This window comes from Marinobacter sp. P4B1 (assembly GCF_001447135.1).
Taxonomy (GTDB): domain Bacteria; phylum Pseudomonadota; class Gammaproteobacteria; order Pseudomonadales; family Oleiphilaceae; genus Marinobacter; species Marinobacter vinifirmus.
Genome location: NZ_LLXM01000015.1, coordinates 311,035 through 327,872, shown reverse-complemented (window position 1 = coordinate 327,872; position 16,838 = coordinate 311,035). Strand labels below are relative to the sequence as shown.

At 53.2% G+C, this 16,838-nt stretch carries 14 protein-coding genes and 1 other RNA gene; 4 read left to right on the top strand and 11 right to left on the bottom strand.

Annotated elements, in window-relative coordinates:
* Window positions 1–575: 575 nt before the first annotated feature.
* From AQ621_RS13155 to AQ621_RS13115, 10 genes are all read right to left on the bottom strand, one after another.
* Window positions 576–914, bottom strand: coding sequence for a hypothetical protein (locus AQ621_RS13155; protein ID WP_058341821.1), 339 nt, complete (start codon window positions 912–914; stop codon window positions 576–578).
* Window positions 914–1,576 carry a uracil-DNA glycosylase family protein gene (locus AQ621_RS13150; protein WP_058341820.1) on the bottom strand — a complete coding sequence of 221 codons (663 nt, stop codon included), beginning with the start codon at window positions 1,574–1,576 and terminating at the stop codon, window positions 914–916. Before AQ621_RS13150 ends, AQ621_RS13155 begins: the two co-directional genes overlap by 1 nt.
* Complete coding sequence (locus tag AQ621_RS13145; protein WP_058341819.1) at window positions 1,576–4,731, bottom strand: type I restriction endonuclease subunit R; 3,156 nt, start codon at window positions 4,729–4,731, stop codon at window positions 1,576–1,578. Before AQ621_RS13145 ends, AQ621_RS13150 begins: the two co-directional genes overlap by 1 nt.
* 9 nt (window positions 4,732–4,740) lie before the next feature.
* Window positions 4,741–5,748 carry a virulence RhuM family protein/type II toxin-antitoxin system death-on-curing family toxin gene (gene rhuM, locus AQ621_RS13140; RefSeq protein ID WP_058341818.1) on the bottom strand — a complete coding sequence of 336 codons (1,008 nt, stop codon included), beginning with the start codon at window positions 5,746–5,748 and terminating at the stop codon, window positions 4,741–4,743.
* 93 nt (window positions 5,749–5,841) lie between these two features.
* Window positions 5,842–7,821, bottom strand: coding sequence for an ATP-binding protein (locus tag AQ621_RS17395; RefSeq protein ID WP_082641080.1), 1,980 nt, complete (start codon window positions 7,819–7,821; stop codon window positions 5,842–5,844).
* Window positions 7,822–7,877: 56 nt separating this feature from the next.
* Window positions 7,878–9,059: a DUF4268 domain-containing protein gene (locus AQ621_RS13130; protein WP_058341817.1), complete on the bottom strand. Its 1,182-nt coding sequence runs from the start codon at window positions 9,057–9,059 to the stop codon at window positions 7,878–7,880.
* Window positions 9,052–10,446, bottom strand: a complete 1,395-nt coding sequence (locus AQ621_RS13125) for a restriction endonuclease subunit S (RefSeq protein WP_058341816.1) — start codon at window positions 10,444–10,446, stop codon at window positions 9,052–9,054. Before AQ621_RS13125 ends, AQ621_RS13130 begins: the two co-directional genes overlap by 8 nt.
* Complete coding sequence (locus tag AQ621_RS13120) at window positions 10,436–12,148, bottom strand: class I SAM-dependent DNA methyltransferase (RefSeq protein ID WP_058341815.1); 1,713 nt, start codon at window positions 12,146–12,148, stop codon at window positions 10,436–10,438. Before AQ621_RS13120 ends, AQ621_RS13125 begins: the two co-directional genes overlap by 11 nt.
* 420 nt (window positions 12,149–12,568) lie before the next feature.
* Window positions 12,569–12,835 carry a type II toxin-antitoxin system RelE family toxin gene (locus AQ621_RS17390; protein ID WP_082641078.1) on the bottom strand — a complete coding sequence of 89 codons (267 nt, stop codon included), beginning with the start codon at window positions 12,833–12,835 and terminating at the stop codon, window positions 12,569–12,571.
* On the bottom strand, window positions 12,780–13,070 hold the full coding sequence (locus tag AQ621_RS13115) for a type II toxin-antitoxin system Phd/YefM family antitoxin (RefSeq protein WP_011786787.1): 291 nt from the start codon (window positions 13,068–13,070) through the stop codon (window positions 12,780–12,782). The genes AQ621_RS17390 and AQ621_RS13115 overlap by 56 nt, the downstream gene beginning before the upstream one ends.
* A 248-nt stretch (window positions 13,071–13,318) precedes the next feature.
* Here AQ621_RS13115 and AQ621_RS13110 point away from each other — a divergent pair, with 248 nt between their 5' ends.
* From AQ621_RS13110 to AQ621_RS13095, 4 genes are all read left to right on the top strand, one after another.
* Window positions 13,319–13,720: a hypothetical protein gene (locus AQ621_RS13110; protein WP_227508335.1), complete on the top strand. Its 402-nt coding sequence runs from the start codon at window positions 13,319–13,321 to the stop codon at window positions 13,718–13,720.
* Window positions 13,721–13,736: 16 nt separating this feature from the next.
* Window positions 13,737–14,411, top strand: a complete 675-nt coding sequence (locus AQ621_RS13105; protein ID WP_058341814.1) for an SOS response-associated peptidase — start codon at window positions 13,737–13,739, stop codon at window positions 14,409–14,411.
* Window positions 14,412–14,689: 278 nt separating this feature from the next.
* Complete coding sequence (locus tag AQ621_RS13100) at window positions 14,690–15,577, top strand: DUF4747 family protein (protein WP_058341813.1); 888 nt, start codon at window positions 14,690–14,692, stop codon at window positions 15,575–15,577.
* On the top strand, window positions 15,577–16,122 hold the full coding sequence (locus AQ621_RS13095) for a hypothetical protein (RefSeq protein ID WP_058341812.1): 546 nt from the start codon (window positions 15,577–15,579) through the stop codon (window positions 16,120–16,122). Before AQ621_RS13100 ends, AQ621_RS13095 begins: the two co-directional genes overlap by 1 nt.
* A gap of 351 nt (window positions 16,123–16,473) precedes the next feature.
* Here AQ621_RS13095 and ssrA read toward each other — a convergent pair.
* Window positions 16,474–16,838, bottom strand: a transfer-messenger RNA (tmRNA) gene (gene ssrA / locus AQ621_RS17385).

Here is a 16,838-nt window from a genome sequence, read left to right as displayed (position 1 = left end):
TGCCGGTTTCGTATGTATGCGTCTAATCCTTGATCAAACTTTCCGGAAATGCCGGATAGTTCAAGTTATTCTGGTTTTGGCAGTTACTGCAAAATTTGCAACAACTGAACTCCCAAGGATTCTTTAGCAGTTCTGGCCCTGGCTTTTTCCAACGGGCTGAGGCTGGAGCGCGGGGTTTTCTGGTTCAAGTGTGCAATCCGTCAAGCGCCGTTGATACTTGGTTGGCACTTCAAGAAAAAGCCGAAGGGCTGAAACGAAAAAAGCCCCGGAAGTCCGGGGCTTTTTTCTGGAAGGTGGTGGAGACGGCGTCCACTGAAGTAGCGCTTCAACTTGATGATTTTGTTTTGTTTGTGGTCTTTATTGACCGAAGAATACCCACATTTATACCCACAAATATCTCTCGCTACCTCAGGGATTGCTAGGTACCCAAACCCTAGATTTTCGGCCATTGTGTGCCGGCCGGTGGCATTTTCGAGGTCAACATTTGTCAACATTTGGATTTGAGAGCCGTTCTTTGTTCAACATTTTTCAACATGGGGCATCAACTCGATTGTCCACGATGAGTAAAACATTACTCAGCTGTTTCTCATAGCCTCAACTTCTGTCGTCGGTAGCCACTCGATAGACAAGGCCTGGCCGTCCACATGGACAACACCCTGGCTCGCGTTCGGTTGGCCGTGCTGTGCCCGATAGGTCAGCAACGTGTCCAACAGCTCCATCATCTGGAACTTAAAGTCTGAGCCTTTGATTGCTTCGTAGTCTTCGTCGTTATCCAGCTGCCAGGTCGCCAGATCCAACCGGTTTTCCTCAGGGTCTCCGAAGAACAGTATCCGCCCGCTAATGTTGGTGCCGCCCAGGTGCTGCTGGGCCAGCTGGTCGAGGCGGGTTTGGTCAAAGGTACTGTCATAGGTCATCAGGCTGCTCCCGTGGCGTTCCAGTGGCTGGAGATGTGGTCGATGAATCGTTGCTTGCTGCTCATACCGTCCTGCTTCCGGTTCCACCAGGGGCAAGCGGGGTGGTGAAAGCCTGAAGAGCTCTGGCTAAGGTGCTTGCCAACGGCTCGCTTAGCTTTGGTAGAAACGAAAACGATGTGGTCGGGCCGCAGGGTATCGATCACCTGGTTGATGGTCTCAACTGCCACTTCAACATCCTGTTTCGTATGTTTAATGGAGTCTCCCTCCTTCGCTGGCCGCTGGAATGCATTCATAAAGGCCACTTGCTGGAATACGCTATCGCTTATTGGCAGGCCAGCTTTGACCAGCGCCGACTCAAGGTGACGATAGATGGCGTGGCCCCGCTTTTTCCAGCCACGGTAAGGCTTGCTCAATATTCCCCTAGTGCGCATCCATGGCTGCTCTTTCTCGGGGTTCAGGTCGCTTTCCAAGCCTAGGTACCAGCTCTCTGAGTCGTTATGAGCGGTACTGCTGGCAGGCAGGTAGTGGCTCTCAGCAATCAAAAGAATCCTCGGCCCATTGCGCCCATAGTCTGAGCCAACAAAGGGCTTCAGCAGAGGATAACGCTGGTAAATCTCGATCTTGTCCAGCTGGTCGTCGAAGTCCTCGGTGTAGTAATACATTACTTCGTCCAGTGGTTAGACAGGGCTTCCGCCTGCTCCATAATCAACTCAATAGCCGCCGGCGCTTTATCCGGCGGATACTTGTAACGCTGCAACGTCCGCCGCACCAGAATCCGCAGCTTGGCCCGCACGCTCTCTCGCACCTGCCAGTCCACGGTGGTGGATTTGCGCAGCTTGTCGGTGATTTCCACGGCGATCTTCTTCAGGATCTCGTCGCCCAGTTCCCGCACCGCGCTTTCATTGCTGGCCAGGGCGTCGTAGAAGGCCACTTCGTCCGGGTTCAGACCGAGGGCGGCATCCCGCTCCAGTTCGGCCTGGAACTGCTTGGCCATGGCGATCAGCTCTTCGATCACCTGGGCTGTCTCGATGCCCCGGTTGTTGTACTTGCGCAGCGTCTCCTGCAGGCGGTCGGCGTACTTCTTCTCCTGGACCACGTTGTTGCGGGTCTTGGCCTTGATGTCGTCCTTGAGCAGCTTCTCCAGCAGTTCCACGGCGAAGTTCTTGTAGGGCATCTGCCGCACGTCTTCCAGGAACTCGTCTGAGAGCAGGCCGATGTTGGGCTTGTCCAGCCCGCACAGGGCGAAGACATCGGTTACCCCTTCGGAGACCAGCGCGTTGTCCAGAATCTGCTTCAGGGCGGTATTCTTTTCTTCCTCGGTCAGCTTCTTGTCTACGCTGGTGAACTTCGTAATGGCGGTCTTCACCTGCGACAGGAACGCCACCTCCTTCTGCAACGCCTGAGCTTCGTCCAGGGTGGCGCACAGGGAGAAGGCCTTGTTCATGGCCAGCACGGTATCCAGGAAGCGTTTCTTGCCATCATCCAGGCTGAGCACGTAGTTGGCGGTGGGCACCAGATACTTGTGGGGCTCGGTCTCGAATCCGCTGTAGCTGAATCCCTTGCCTTTGGGGCCTGGCGCAAACATGCCGTGGATGATGTCCAGCTTCTCCAGCAGGATGGCGTAGGCTTCTTCGGCGCTGTGGGTGGGGGAGCCCTTGCCCTTGGCGTCTGTATAGGTTTTCAGGGCCTGCTTGAGCTCGTTAGCAATGCCGATGTAATCCACCACCAGCCCGCCGGGCTTGTCCTTGAACACGCGGTTTACCCGGGCAATGGCCTGCATCAGGTTGTGGCCCTTCATGGGCTTGTCCACATACATGGTGTGACAGCAGGGCGCATCGAAGCCGGTCAGCCACATATCCCGCACGATCACCAGCCTGAGCGGGTCGTTGATGTCCTTGAAGCGCTTCTCGAACCGTTTCTTGGTCTGCTTGTTGTGGATGTGCGGCTGCAGCAGGGCCCGGTCAGAGGCGGAGCCGGTCATCACTACCTTGATGGCACCTTTCTCCGGGTCGTCGTCGTGCCACTCTGGGCGCAGGGCAACAATCTCGTTATACAGGTGAACCGCAATCTCCCGGCTCATGGCCACAATCATGGCCTTGCCATCGATGGTGCTGGAGCGGGTTTCAAAGTGGTTTACCAGGTCTTCCGCCACCTGCTTCAGGCGCGGGCCGGCGCCGACCAGCTTCTCCAGCCGGCTCCACTCGCCCTTGGTTTTCTCGCGGCTGCCAACGTCTTCGTCGTCTTCAACCACTTCCTCCACCTGATCCGACAATTCCTCGATCTGTTCGCGGTTGATGTCGAGTTTGGCCAGGCGGGATTCGTAGAAGATGGGCACGGTCGCACCATCGTCCACCGCGTCCTGGATGTCGTAGATCGACACGTAATCGCCGAACACGGCCCGGGTGTCTTTGTCTTCGCTCTCGATGGGGGTGCCGGTAAAGCCGATGAACGAGGCATTGGGCAGGGCATCGCGCATGTGGCGGGCGTAGCCGAACTTGTAGGTGCCGTCCTTCTTGAGGGTGGCTTTCAGGCCGTACTGGCTGCGGTGGGCTTCGTCCGAGATCACCACGATGTTGTGGCGGTCGTTCAGAATTGGGTGGCCGGACTCATCGTTGAGCAGGGCGAATTTCTGAACCGTGGTGAAGATGATGCCGCCGGATTCCCGCTCAGATAGCAGGCGGCGCAGGGTATCCCGGTCATCGGCCTGCACGGGCTCTTGCTTCAACAATTCCCGGGCGGCGCTGAAAGTGGCGAACAGCTGGCCGTCCAGATCGTTGCGGTCGGTGACCACGATCAGCGTGGGGTTGTTCATCTCCGGTTGTTGCAGCAGCTTGCCGGCGTAACAGCACATGGAAATACTCTTGCCGGAACCCTGGGTATGCCATACCACGCCAGCTTTTTTGCTGCCGGGCAGAACCTCATCACCGTAGGTGGCCCGCTTCTCGCTGATACCATCACTGCTCATATCCCGAGCGGCAATCACGGTTGCACGAACAGCCTCACGTACAGCATGGAACTGATGGTAACCGGCGATCTTCTTGATCAGCTTGTCGGAGTCCGTCTCGAAGATCACAAAGTAGCGGATGTAATCCAGGAACAGCTCGCGGTCGAAGAAGCCCCGCACCATGGTTTCCAGCTGCCATTCCAGCAGGGGCTTGTCGTCCTCATGCTTGATGGTGCGCCAGGGCATGTAGCGTTCCTGGCTGGCGGTTAGGGAACCCACGCGGGCCAGATAGCCGTCGCTGATAATCGCCGCCTCGTTGTAGGCGAACAGATCGGAGCATTCGTCTTTGTAGGTCTGGATCTGGTTGTAGGCATCCCAGATGTTCACGTTCTCGGCGCCGGGGCTCTTCAGCTCCAGCACCGCGAGAGGCAGTCCGTTGATAAAGCAGATCACATCCGGCCGGCGCAGCTGCTTGGAGCCTTCAAGGGTGAACTGGTTGATAGCCCGGAAACGGTTGGCGGAAAGGTCGCCGAAATCCACTAGAAAGGCCAGGTCGTGGATCACCTTGTCGTCGCGTTTGTACTCAACCGGCACGCCGTCGAGCAGCAGGCGGTGAAAGGCCCGGTTGCTGATCACCACATCGAGGCTTTCCGGTTTGCGGACGACCGCTACGGCTTGCTCAATAGCACTCTGGGGCAGGTGAGGGTTAATTCGTTGTATCGCGGCCTCAAGATCCGCTAGCAACAACACCTGCCGGTAATCGGCCCGTTCCGGGGCTTCGCCCTCCGGTGCCAGGTCTGGCCCATGGGCGATCTCCCAGCCGCCTTCGGCGAACCATTGCAGGCATTGTTGTTCCAGCTGATCTTCCGTCATACATCCGTCCTATTCCCGGGTGGGCTCCTTCAGCAGCAGGAAATGCTCAATCAGCCGGATCATCAGGGTTTTCTGATCCGGCAGGCTTTCCGCCACCAGCAGGGCCAAGGCCACCAGGGTGTTGTCATTAATCAGTTGTTCCACCGGTCGCGCCAGCAAAGCGGCGTTGCGGCGCAGATACCATAAAAACAGAAACGAGCCGCACCGCTTGTTGCCGTCGGCCAGCGGGTGGTTCTTGATCACGAAGTAGAGCAGGTGAGCGGCACGGGTAGCCACGTTCGGATAAAAGAGCTCATCACCAAAGCCCTGCTCGATCGTCGCCAGCGCAGAAGCCAGACCGTCACCCCGTAACTGGCCGAACAGCTCGGTAGCCTCGCCTTTGGCGATCAGAGTCTGTTTAAGCTCGCCAATGGCCTTGAGCGCTTCGTCCAGCTCGAGTGGCTGCATATCCGGTTGCTTGATGCCGACCTCGGCCAGCTGCTGCTCGTCGTAGCCTTGCAGTAAGCTCCAGGAGCGGGCGTAGTCGCTGATCACCCGGGCAACGGCTTCGCCTTCATTGGATATCAGGCCTTGATTGGTAAGAGTGCGGCTGAGTAGATTTACGGCTTGCTCAAATTCGATGCCGCGTTCTGCCATACGGCGCTGGTTAAGGGTATAGCCCTGAACGAGGTGGTCTTTGAGAACCTGGGTGGCCCATTTGCGAAATTGCACGCCGCGCTGGGATTTCACCCGGTAGCCGACGGAGATGATCATATCCAGATTGTAGTGATCAATTTCGCGCTGAACCTGGCGCTTGCCCTCCTGGCGAACTATCCGGAATTTCCGGATAGTTGGTTCTTTCTCCAGTTCACCCTCCTGGAACACATTGCTCACGTGCTCGTTGACGGTTCGCACGTCTTTACCAAACAGCTCCGCCATCTGGATTTGGCTGAGCCAGACCGTTTCCTGATCCAGCGCCACTTCCAGCTGCGCCTGGCCATCGGTTGACGTAAAAATTCTGACTTGCTGTTCGGGCATGACATCTCTTTATGGCGTTTGGTTTGATCGGTCAATCTATTGGCGTGTCATCTAATGACGGCTGATCTTCGGCACCAACTAGAGCTGGGTGGCTCACTGTGATAATTGTTCAGTTGTAGGATCTTGCTCTCCATTAGAAGAAGCGTCCTCGAAAGACATGTCCTCTTGTCTCGGTTTTGAGAAAACCCGCTCAAGAAGGCTATCGGTGGATGCCGCGCCATATCGACTTGCCAGCGTTTTGCGGAGCTTTAGCAAACGAGCGTTGGCCGTATCGACCAAGGAACTGAACGTAACGGCTCTTACTCGTCCATACTCGGGAGATCCGAGTCGTTTGTCACGCTCTACACCGGGGGACACTCGTTGCCCTACAACCCATGCGGAAATATACGGGGTTCCGGCCATAGCACCAGAGCTGGATATGTCTTGAACATAGCCGTCCGCTTGGTTTACCTCTTTACGAGTCAGAGGGAAATCCCCACGCTTTAACTCGATGACCAGCACGCTCTGTATCTGCACTACTGTTGGATCGCTTGGATCGAACCCTTCACAGCCCGTCATCTGCCAAGTAGTTTTATCTGGGAGCACGACGATGTCAGGTCTATGCCTTTCGTTGATAAAGGTTGCGTCTTCGGAACCAAACAATTGTCGAGCGATAGTCTGGAGTGTGACGTTGGAGCAGAACTCTTGGGATTCATATTCGGGGCCGAATAGCCAGCGAGAACGTAGGATTAGGGGGTGCAGAGTATGCAGTTCGTCTGTCTCAGGGTCATCAGCTAGTCGCTTGATAGTTTCTATGACGCTGAGCCGGCTATCGATTTCGTCCAGAACCCGCAGCGCATCTTTGATTGTCCATTCTTCAAGTAATCGGTCCAGGCCATCGATGTCGCCAGCAGATAAAGCCGAGAGTTTCTGCAAGAGTGCTGCGCCGCTCTTCGTTTTTTCGAGATTGATAACAGCTTGAACAGCGGTCGATAAAAAGTCGGGGGAAATGGTCGGATGTTCTTCTGCAATAATTTTCGTGAATTCAGCGACCTCTAGGCGTGCGCCTTGACCTAATGATTCCAAGTCCGAGCGGTTCTTGATCAGTGCATCTTCTGATGTTGCCTCAACAACTTCCTTGGCGAGTTCTTGTGAAACTTTTTCTATCTGGTGGGCTGTCGCTTCGTGCAATTCTTTAACTGCGTCTGTTGAGCGGAATGCTGTCCAATCTTGCTCCACATCGGATTCGTATCCCTCAGTATCCACAATCACTTTATAGCGGCGCGCAAACCGTGTTCGGCCATCAAAGGTCAATAAATTACCAACGGACCAAGAAGGGGTCCCTACAAGTCTCTTCTGTACCCAAAAAGCTACTCCTTGGTGTATTGATGAATGGTTGAGCTTGGTTGAATCAATAACTGTAACTGTGGCGCTTCGTCCATTTCCAAGGTCGAGTGTTTCCTCGCTGACCTTGCCATCCAGTTCGTGAAAGGATAGCCGCCGATTATTTACTCTGATCTCAAATTCAGGATCGTGAACAAATCGGGCGGCCAGTACGGTTAGTATCTCTTCCGGATCAGGCAGCTTTCGAGTGACTGAGACAAGTAATCTGGTCCCAGTACCTTCTCGGTGTTCCAGAGTCTCGCTTCGAAGAACGAAGGGGCTGGGCCCCGATTCTGTGCCCACGATAAACTTTCCCAATGTCCCGTCTCGCCAAGTCTCGACTGCGTATTCATCAGCGAAGCAGAGCAGTCCATGACGCCCAACCCCATTCCGCCCATAGGCTCGGCGAGGACGTGCAGATCGATTGGCTGGAAATTCAACACTTAGCCCTTGATGCTTCTCGCGGCTGTATCGAAGAGTCATCCACCGCTTTTTAAATTGATCGGGTGTCATACCGTGACCATCGTCCGTAACGGTCAACGTGCCCCCTGTTTCATTCGGAAGAACCAGATCAACTTTTGATGCTCCGGCATCCCACGCATTAGCTACCAATTCCGTCAGAGCAACTTGTGGCACGTGAGCGACTTGGCCCAGTTCTCGTAACAGGTAATCTTCCTCAAACAATGAGCTCTGTAACGACGGGTCAGACATCATCAATTCCCTTATTGTTTTGGTCCGGCGAGGTAGGCCTGATATCTCCAGAGTTGCTACAGGCCGGCCGTAAGTCCCTTATTGAGATCCGCAGTCTTCAATTCCGGGCGAATCTTTTCCAGCGGTCCTCTTAAAGCTGTCTCTAAACGAGACATATGCTCCACAAGCCATGCAACAATATCTGACCAGTTGTCTTTATCATAGCCGTCAACGGATTCGCCGTGCTGAATGCGGCATGCTTTACGATTGGGTAAACGCAGCCAGATAAGAGGCGCACCGAAAATTCTTTCGATTTCTTGTTTCTGGGCTTCGAGTCGATCGAATACAAATTTATTAGCTTCGGCTTGAGTTCGTGCCATGGAGAACTCGACCCGTACCTCACTCTTGCCGAAAATCAGATTAAACGTCATTCCCGACAAGCCAGAGCCCGCCGCTAACCAATGGTCTTTACCCGGGCTGATGTTGTTATAAAGGTCACAGCTGCTTTGACTGAATGCTTCCAGCGTCTGGTCCCAGAACTCCAGACGCAGTCGGTGGCTTAGTCTCTGTTCTTTACTGGCGCTCTTCTCCTCAGCCTCCTTGGCCATCATGCCAATCATAAAGTCGGAGGCTTCCGGGGTGGGGATGATCTGCTCCACGTTGAGGAACAGCTCTGCACCGGCCTGGTAGGGCGTGACCTTGAAACACTGGCAGTTGACGCCGAACTGGCTCAGCCAGAGCACCGTATTGGTGACTTCCTTGCGGTAGTGGGCGGCCACCAGAATCAGGCGTTGGCTTTTCAGGGTATTTAGTTGCACAGATTGCAGGTCGTCTGCCTGCAGGAACTCCAGCAACACGCTCTCTGCATCCGCCGGTGCGCCGCCTTCGTTCTGGGCTTTCTGGTTCAGGTAGCGCTGGAAGATCTCCACCACCTGCTGCTTTTTCAGATTGGCGCAGTAGCTGGCGTACTTGAGCGCCTGCCACACTACATCCCGGCCACTGTCATCGAGTTTGTTTTCGATGATGACTAGATTGCCGTCCTTGTCGATGGCCAGCAGATCCAGCCGTTCGCGGGTGTCGTCGAAGCCGTCGAATTCCTTCTGGATAATCAGTAGTTCCTCGCCATCGCCTTGGGTAAGCGCTTGCGGGTAGTTTTCCAACCATTCCTGCAGGTGTTTGCGCTCGGTGAAGCCGAGGTCGCTGAAGCGTTTGGCTTCCAGTGGGTTGATGCGGTTGGCGGTGGAGTCGATCTTAAACATTGGTTGGTTCCACCTTTTCCAACGTTTGGTTCGCGGTTTCCGATACAGAGAGTTCGCCGGATAGGAGTTTGGGAAGCAGCGCATCGCGTAGTTCAGACAAGTATTTACTCTCTAGCCGAAGCTCAATCTGTTTATTCAGAACACTACTTAGAACCTTGCCGGCACTCTCTATAAATTTCCCATCGGGAATTGCGCACAACGCGCTCTTGAGGTGCTCGCGTTTTATATGTCCCATCGTGACCGCTTTGTCTGCAGCGATGCGCTGGAATTCTTCTAAATGATGTCGGGTGAAGTGGAAATACAACCATTTCGGATAGTTCTCAGAGGTCACCTTGAACAAGTGCTGGTTTAGTGCCGCCCTGCCTCCACACCATGTATCAACCATCAGTGAACCAGACCAAGAAAACACAACATCACCGTTGTCGATGATGCAATCTGGTTTGATATTGGGAGAGGCTTTTTCTTCGTGATCTGCGTAGCCTTTCTTGAGCTGGGCAATTTTTACCACTGGCAAATAATCGTCTTCGTTTTCGGGACGGAATTTTTGGAGAGCCAATCCGTTCTGGTACTTGGCTATCTGGTCAAGTGCCAAGCATTCCCACCCCTCCGGAATCTCCACCAGCTCACTCTCCTGCATAGCCGACGGAAACAGCTCGGCGGTCGCGCGGAGCTCGGCGTATTGCTCGGGCTGTTCGGCCTGGAGGCGGGTTAGCTCCGCCTCGTCTTTGCCGGAAACGGTCTGCATCGCGGCGAGCAGGGCGTCTTCCTCGCTGCCGTCGGCTTCCAGTGCGGCGATCTTGGCTTTGACCGGCTCGAAATCGACAAACCAGCTTTTGAAGATGGCCTGGACCATCTGTTCGAGGGTTTGGTTGATTTGGTTGTTGAGTTGGATTTTGTCATCAAGTGCAGCAAGAATCTTGGCTGCTTGGTTCTGGTGCCTGATATCAGGCAACTGAACCTGCACCTTGCCAAAGTGCCCTTTATTCAGAATCGGAGTAGCTGAACCGCCTGCAATATCTTTCAAGTCTTGCTGCATAGTTGATAGCAGATAGTAGAGATAATCAGGGTCGCATTTTTCAGCGTTAGGGATGAGCGTGTTGATTTGTTGATTTGTTACACTGTCAACGGGAATACGAACGGCTTTGCCCATATCAGAGCCGATGCAGGAAACCGCTATGCTTCCCGCAGGAACAATAGATTTTCGGACTGAGTTCGTTCCTTCTTCTGAGAGGCAGCGCTCGGTAGTCAGCACCCATTTCCTGCCGTCCATATCCTTTGGTGTGAGAAATGGCATTCCTGAATCCGAGTAAGCATTTTGGACGGCCTTTGGTGGGGTTTTTCCCGTAACAATTTGCCCTAATGCTTCTAGTGTCCACTCAGAGGTCATAGCCCAGCCCCCCAAGATTCCGCTTAATCTCAGCCTCCAGCCGGTCACTCTCCGCAAACTGCTCCCGCAACTGCAGGGTCAGCCGTGCCATCTTTTCAGCAAACGGCTCCCCATCGTCTTCCTGTTCCTGAGCACCAACATAACGCCCTGGCGTCAGCACAAAATCATGTTTCTTGATCTCGTCCAGGCTGGCGGACTTGCAGAAGCCGGCGATATCCTCATAGCCCTCGCCACGCTGCCAGGCATGGAAGGTGTCGGCGACCTTGGCGATGTCGTCGTTGGTGAAGTCCCGCAGTACCCGATCCCGCATAAAGCCCAGGTTGCGGGCGTCGATAAACAGAAACTCCTCCCGGCGGTCCCGCTTCTTCTCATTGCGCACCATGCCGTTGGCTTTGTCTTTGGTCAGGAACCAGATACAGGCCGGGATCTGGGTGTTGGTGAACAGCTGGCCGGGCAGGGCGACCATGCATTCCACCAGGTCTTCCTCCACCAGACGCTTGCGGATTTCGCCTTCGTTGTTGGTGTTGGAACTCATGGACCCGTTGGCCAGCAGCAGGGCCATGCTGCCAGTGGGCGCCAGGTGGTGGATCATGTGCTGCATCCAGCCGAAGTTGGCGTTGCCCTTGGGCGGGGTGCCGTACTTCCAGCGCACGTCGTCGGCCAGGGACTCGCTCCACCAGTCTTTGATGTTGAACGGCGGGTTGGCCATCACGAAGTCGGCGCGCAAGTCCGGGTGCTGATCGTCCAGGAAGGTGTCGGCGTTCTTCTTGCCGAAATTGAAGTCGATACCCCGGATGGCCATGTTCATGGCGGCCAGCTTCCAGGTGGTGGGGTTGGATTCCTGGCCGTACACGGAGATGTGCTTCTTCTGCTCGCTGGCGTCGTAGTGTTGTTCGCTGGCGTGTTCCTCGATGAACTTGTCGCTGGAGACAAAGAAACCGCCGGAGCCCATGGCCGGGTCGTACACACGGCCGGAGTAGGGCTGCAGCATTTCGACAATCAGGGTGACGATGCTTTTGGGGGTGTAATACTGGCCGCCCTGCTTGCCTTCGGCCAGGGCGAACTGGCCGAGGAAGTATTCGTACACATGGCCGAGGATGTCTTTGCTGTGCAGGCTCAGCTTCTCGCCCTCGAACACCGGCCGGGTGAAGGAGGTGTCGGAGAAGGTGTTGATCAGGCCCAGCAGTTTGTCGTTGTCCAGCTGGTACTGGCTGATGCGGTTGAGGATGCCCTTGAGCTTGGCGTTGCTCTTCTCGATTTCTTCCAGGGCGTTGTCGATCAGCCAGGACACGGAGCGCAGCTTTACGTCGTTACCGGCATCGTCCTGCCAGAGCACGGTGCCCACGGGCAGCACGGCTTTCTCTTTCAGGGTGCTCCAGCGGGCGGCCTTGGGCACCCAAAACACGTTGGCCTCGCGGTAGTAATCTAATACTTCCAGTTCTTCCAGCAGGGCTTGCTGGTAGTCCTCGTCGCCGTCGTAATCTTCCGGCGGCAAGTAGTAGATGTCGTCGTTCTCATCCTTGAACCGTTCCAGCAACTCTTCCTGGCGCTCCTCGAAGGCATCGGAGACGTACTTCAGGAAGATCAGGCCCAGCACCACGTGCTTGTAGTTGGCGGCATCCAGGTTGGCGCGGAGCTTGTCGGCGGCTTTCCAGAGCTTGTCGTCCAGGGCTTTGAGGAATTGCTGTTCCGTGTTGTTCATTGCTCGGTTGTTCCCTATGAGAAGTTACGACTTTCGTTCTCTGATAAAGCGTAAAGGCACGGAGCGACAGGCTGTGTCGGTTCGTGCCTTGGATTGTTCCGGAGCGTAACGGGCAATACCGGGGGTGTATTGCTTGCTAACCACTCGATATAGGGTTGTTTTACGTCAGTTGGTGGGGTTAGGCAAGGTTAAGCGCCGATGACACCTGAAGAAAAAACGGAAGGTCAGAAACGAAAAAAGCCCCTGAAATCAGGGGCTTTTCTCTTGAAAGGTGGTGGAGACGGCGGGAATTGAACCCGATGCCGCACCTGTCTATTGGCCCACATAAAACCACAATAGCCCATAAAACAGCCACTTACAAAAACGGCATTCCACACATAACCACTCAAAACCGCACTTGCGTTGACACTTTGTGGACACCTAGAAGGACTTGTAAACGGTATCTCTACGGCCAACCGTGATCACAGTGACAACCACTTTGCCATCGTCTACATGGTAGACCAGGCGAAAGCCCTGGGATCTCAGTTTGATTTTGTAGAAATCCGAAGATCCCTTCAGTTGATGCTTTGGGACCCTCGGATTCTCCAGACGGCGCTCCAGAATGTTCAGAAACTCTGCCTGGACAGTAGGGTTAAGCTTGTTCCACTCCTTGAGCGCTTTTTTCTTGAATTCCAGCTCGTAGCTCATTGATGCTCACCGGTATTGATTCATCATCCATACGCTTGCGAGCCTCCTGGAGTAACCGGTAATCCTCAAGCTGCTCTTGCATCTGCTCGAATGTTTCGACAGGCACCATATAGGCTCTTGGCTTGTTGTGACTCAGGATCACAATCGGTTCGCCATTAGCCTGGTTGAGCACCTCATTCGGATTAGCCTTCAGCTCCGAAATGGTGGCCGCAAGCCTCGCAAATAGGCTTCTCATTAAAGGTTCTCCTGTGCCGTGATCCTTCGTGCTGGTTTAATTGCCGCTTTGTGTTTCGTATCGTTTCAGCGACTTCTTCATCATGTTGCCCTTAATTTCGGCGGCACAAAAAAATTATACCAAAAAATAGACCTAAAAAAAGGGCTAAAAAAAGATCCATGGTTTTTGGCGAATTAAATTCAAGCCTCAGTTGCTAGCTAACGATAGCTTTGGGTAGTCTTTCCAGTACCGATTCAAAGGAGTGAAAAATGTCCTGGTTCAAAATGTTCTCTGCGGTTCTGGTTGCCAATATTGTCTCTTGGGTCATCGTGACCATCATCGGGTGGCTCGTCTTTTTCGTCTTTATGGACGCTCTTGGTGATGAGTTTGAGCGCAGAATGTCCAGTGGCCCCAAAATCGAGTTTCCTCAGATAACAACGCCACCGCCACCTACGCCCCAGGAGATCCAGGCGCGGAAAGAAAGGGAGCGTCAACTGGCTGCAGACCGTAAGAGGCAAGAACGAGAGAGACAGCAAAAACAGGCCGCTATTGCCGGGGCCCGTGAAAACTGCAATTTTTGGAGAACGCAGTATCAAAAAGACAACGACCCCAAAAGCCGAGCCTATCGGGATATGGCTTGTACAAGGCTTCAGAGCTATTTGAGGCAATAAAAGAAGGAGGCCAGCCATGTGCGGCCGATTCAACGTATCCGACGACCCCTTAGTCCAGGGCCTCCTGGACGAACTCGGCATCCCGCTCCGGATAGAGCCCCGGGTTAACATCGCCCCCGGAGCCAAAGCCCAGATCGTTTACGAAACCCACCAGGGCCGCACCCTGCAGGACGCCATCTGGTCACTGCTCATAGAGCGCAAACCAGACGGCACCGGCTGCCGCCCCTCGCCAAAGTACAGCACCTTCAACGCCCGATCGGGCAGCCTGGGTACCAGCCCACTCTGGAAAAAACGCTTTCACAGCCAGCGGGCCATCATACCGGCCAGCGGCTTCCATGAATGGACAGGCGAGAAAGGCCACAAACAGTGCTACAACATCCGCCCGGCCAACAGCGCCATAGCCTTTGCCGGCCTGTATGAGCTGTGGGACTTCCAGGAAGAAGTGTTGCCGTCGTTCACCATTATCACCCTGCCACCACACCCCAGGTTCAGCCACATCCATCCGAAAAGCATACCGCTCATGCTCAACCGGGAAGACTTCGACATGTGGCTAGACCCAAGCCTGACCAACACAGACCCATTCCAGGACTTACTCAAAACCCGAATCCGGCAACCCCTCCTGGTAGAGCCCATAAAATCACCTGCCACCCTGGAACAAACCGGCCAGGCAGAACGAATCGAACCGGATTAACCGGCTTCGCACAAAAGGCAGTGTGGGAAAAGTCTCACGCCGGATTAAGACAAAACGCCTAAACGTAACAGCGTGTAACGGTACACTGGCAGTGAGCCGTTTGGTCAGGAAGACCGGGGCTCACCGCCGGCAGGGATGCCAGGCAAGCGCGACACCTGCAGAGTGGTGTGACTACAGGGAGAGGTCTGTTTTGGTTCTTGTGTCGCGATATGTTATATGCTTAGATTTCATGCTAATCCTAGATTTAATTTGGTTTTTTTGGTTCAGGGAAGGCGCGCATGGCCCACAAGAAAAAGATTGAAGTTTCCGGCTTAAACATTCGTTTAACCACAAAGAACCACACTTCTGAAGATTATGTGGATCTTTTGAAGTTTGTTCAGCGTTTAGGGATTCAGGGTAAGATAGCCGGAAACGATTGGGGAGAGTTACGAGGTATTAGTCAGGAGCGTGACTATATCCAGGACTATTGTTTTTCGGGTGATATTTTACGCTTTACAGTTATTGGAGGGTGGTTTGACACAGAGAATAACTCTCAGGTATCTGATAGAGATCTAAAGAAAATTTCGATTCCGGAAAAGTTTCGTGCAAACGGCCAAAGATTGTCATTCCTTTTTTTTCCTGAGCATCATCTTTTGTTTTTTGAGGCCTACGCAGATGGCAAGCGGTTAGGGCCAACATCTTGCGAACGTCTAATGAAAGATATTTTCAGTGATTCGCGTGTAAGAGAAAAGTTTGGTGATATTGAGGTGACTAAAATTCCCGATAGGGATTCCCTCGACGAAGCTTTTGAGATTTATCTGATGGAGACACTCTCTCTACGAATTAATAGGCCTAATCCAGATGGATTTGCTGAAAACGAGAGGCGTGTGTTAGAGAGGATGGCTCGTTTAAATGTTAGAACCATTGAGTCTTCTTATAAGTCAGTCAGGGACGAAGGTATAGACGTTGACGAAGATCTCAGGAGTGAGGCTGATATCGCTGCCCGAAATGGTAAGGTATACCTCAAGGGAAAAGATGACGAGGGGAGAAAGAAGGAGTTTGATACCAGTGAGCACCCCGTTCGGCGCCCTGTGATTTATGATGAAGAAGTTGAGTTGGGCACTCAGGCATTTTTTAGTCTTGCAAAAACAATAAAAGATGAAGTCGTTAGATGGATTAATAGTTGATGAGTGATCAAAACCAAGAAACCTCAGGGTTTTGGATGGCCTATGGCGGGTATAGGGCTTTGCTGACAAGCCCTTTCTTTCACTTTTCGTTGATTTTTTCTTTGGTTTTCTTTTTCTTCGGTTTGCGTGAAAACTGGGTTGGTTACGCTCAAGACTTCTTCCCAGATTTGTTGGGCTTTACGCTTGGTGGCTTTGCTATCTTCGTATCCTTCGGTAACGAGAAGTTCGTTTCTATTCTGACGGGATCCGATGATGATGGGAAGCCATCACCATTACTTTCAATAAGTGCAAGTTTTGCTTATTTTATATTCTGTCAGATAATTGCGCTTATTTACTCAATGGCATTTGAATTTTTGCCTAATGTTTTTTCGTCTATTCCTGAGTTCCCGAAATCAAAGCTTTTCTTTTATTATGTTGAAATTATTTTCTCTTTCATAGGTGCATTTTTTACGGTTTATGCACTGTCACTAGCTATTGCGGCTACGCATTCGATATTCAGGTTGGTTTGTTTGTTTGATTTATTTGATAGTAATAAACCTAATTAGATTTCAGCTGATCCATGAAGGCCTTTCTCGCCCGTATCTTATGATTTTGGCACTCCACCATGTGCCTGTCATTCTTCCAATTATCACAACCATCAGGAGCCATGTACTGAGATTCAAATTGCTGGATTCGTGGTTTGTCGGCCGAATAGGGGCTTAGTAGGTACGGGGGAGCCTCTTTCCTCGGTGACGGAATCTCTTCTTTGTCTAGATGCTTTCGCAGAGAACGCTGAAGGGGGGTCTTACCCTCTCCTGCCATGTGTTCCAAGATCAGACGTTGTTGACACCTAGGGACAAAAAAGCCGTTCAGAAACGAAAAAAGCCCCTGAAATCAGGGGCTTTTCTCTTGAAAGGTGGTGGAGACGGCGGGAATTGAACCCGCGTCCGCCAGCACTAGGCCTTGAGATCTACATGCTTAGTGTCCTTCTATTGTTTTAACCTCAAGCGACCCGAAGGCCAGGGTGCAAGAGGCGAGCTCTTTAAATCTTAGCCTTTAGCCAGTGAGCTCTGGATAAAGGAGCATCCCGTAAGCGATGACGTCCTGAGATGTTGCTTCCGAGCTACGGGCGACCCGGTCAGGACGACTAGCAGCTTACGCTGCTAGTGCGTAGTTTTCGTCGTTTGCGACTATTGCGTTGCAGCTTTGGATTAACGAGATTGGCTGCCATCTCGACATGCACCCAAGGGTTCGCCACCAGCGTCGAAGCCATGTCGTCCCC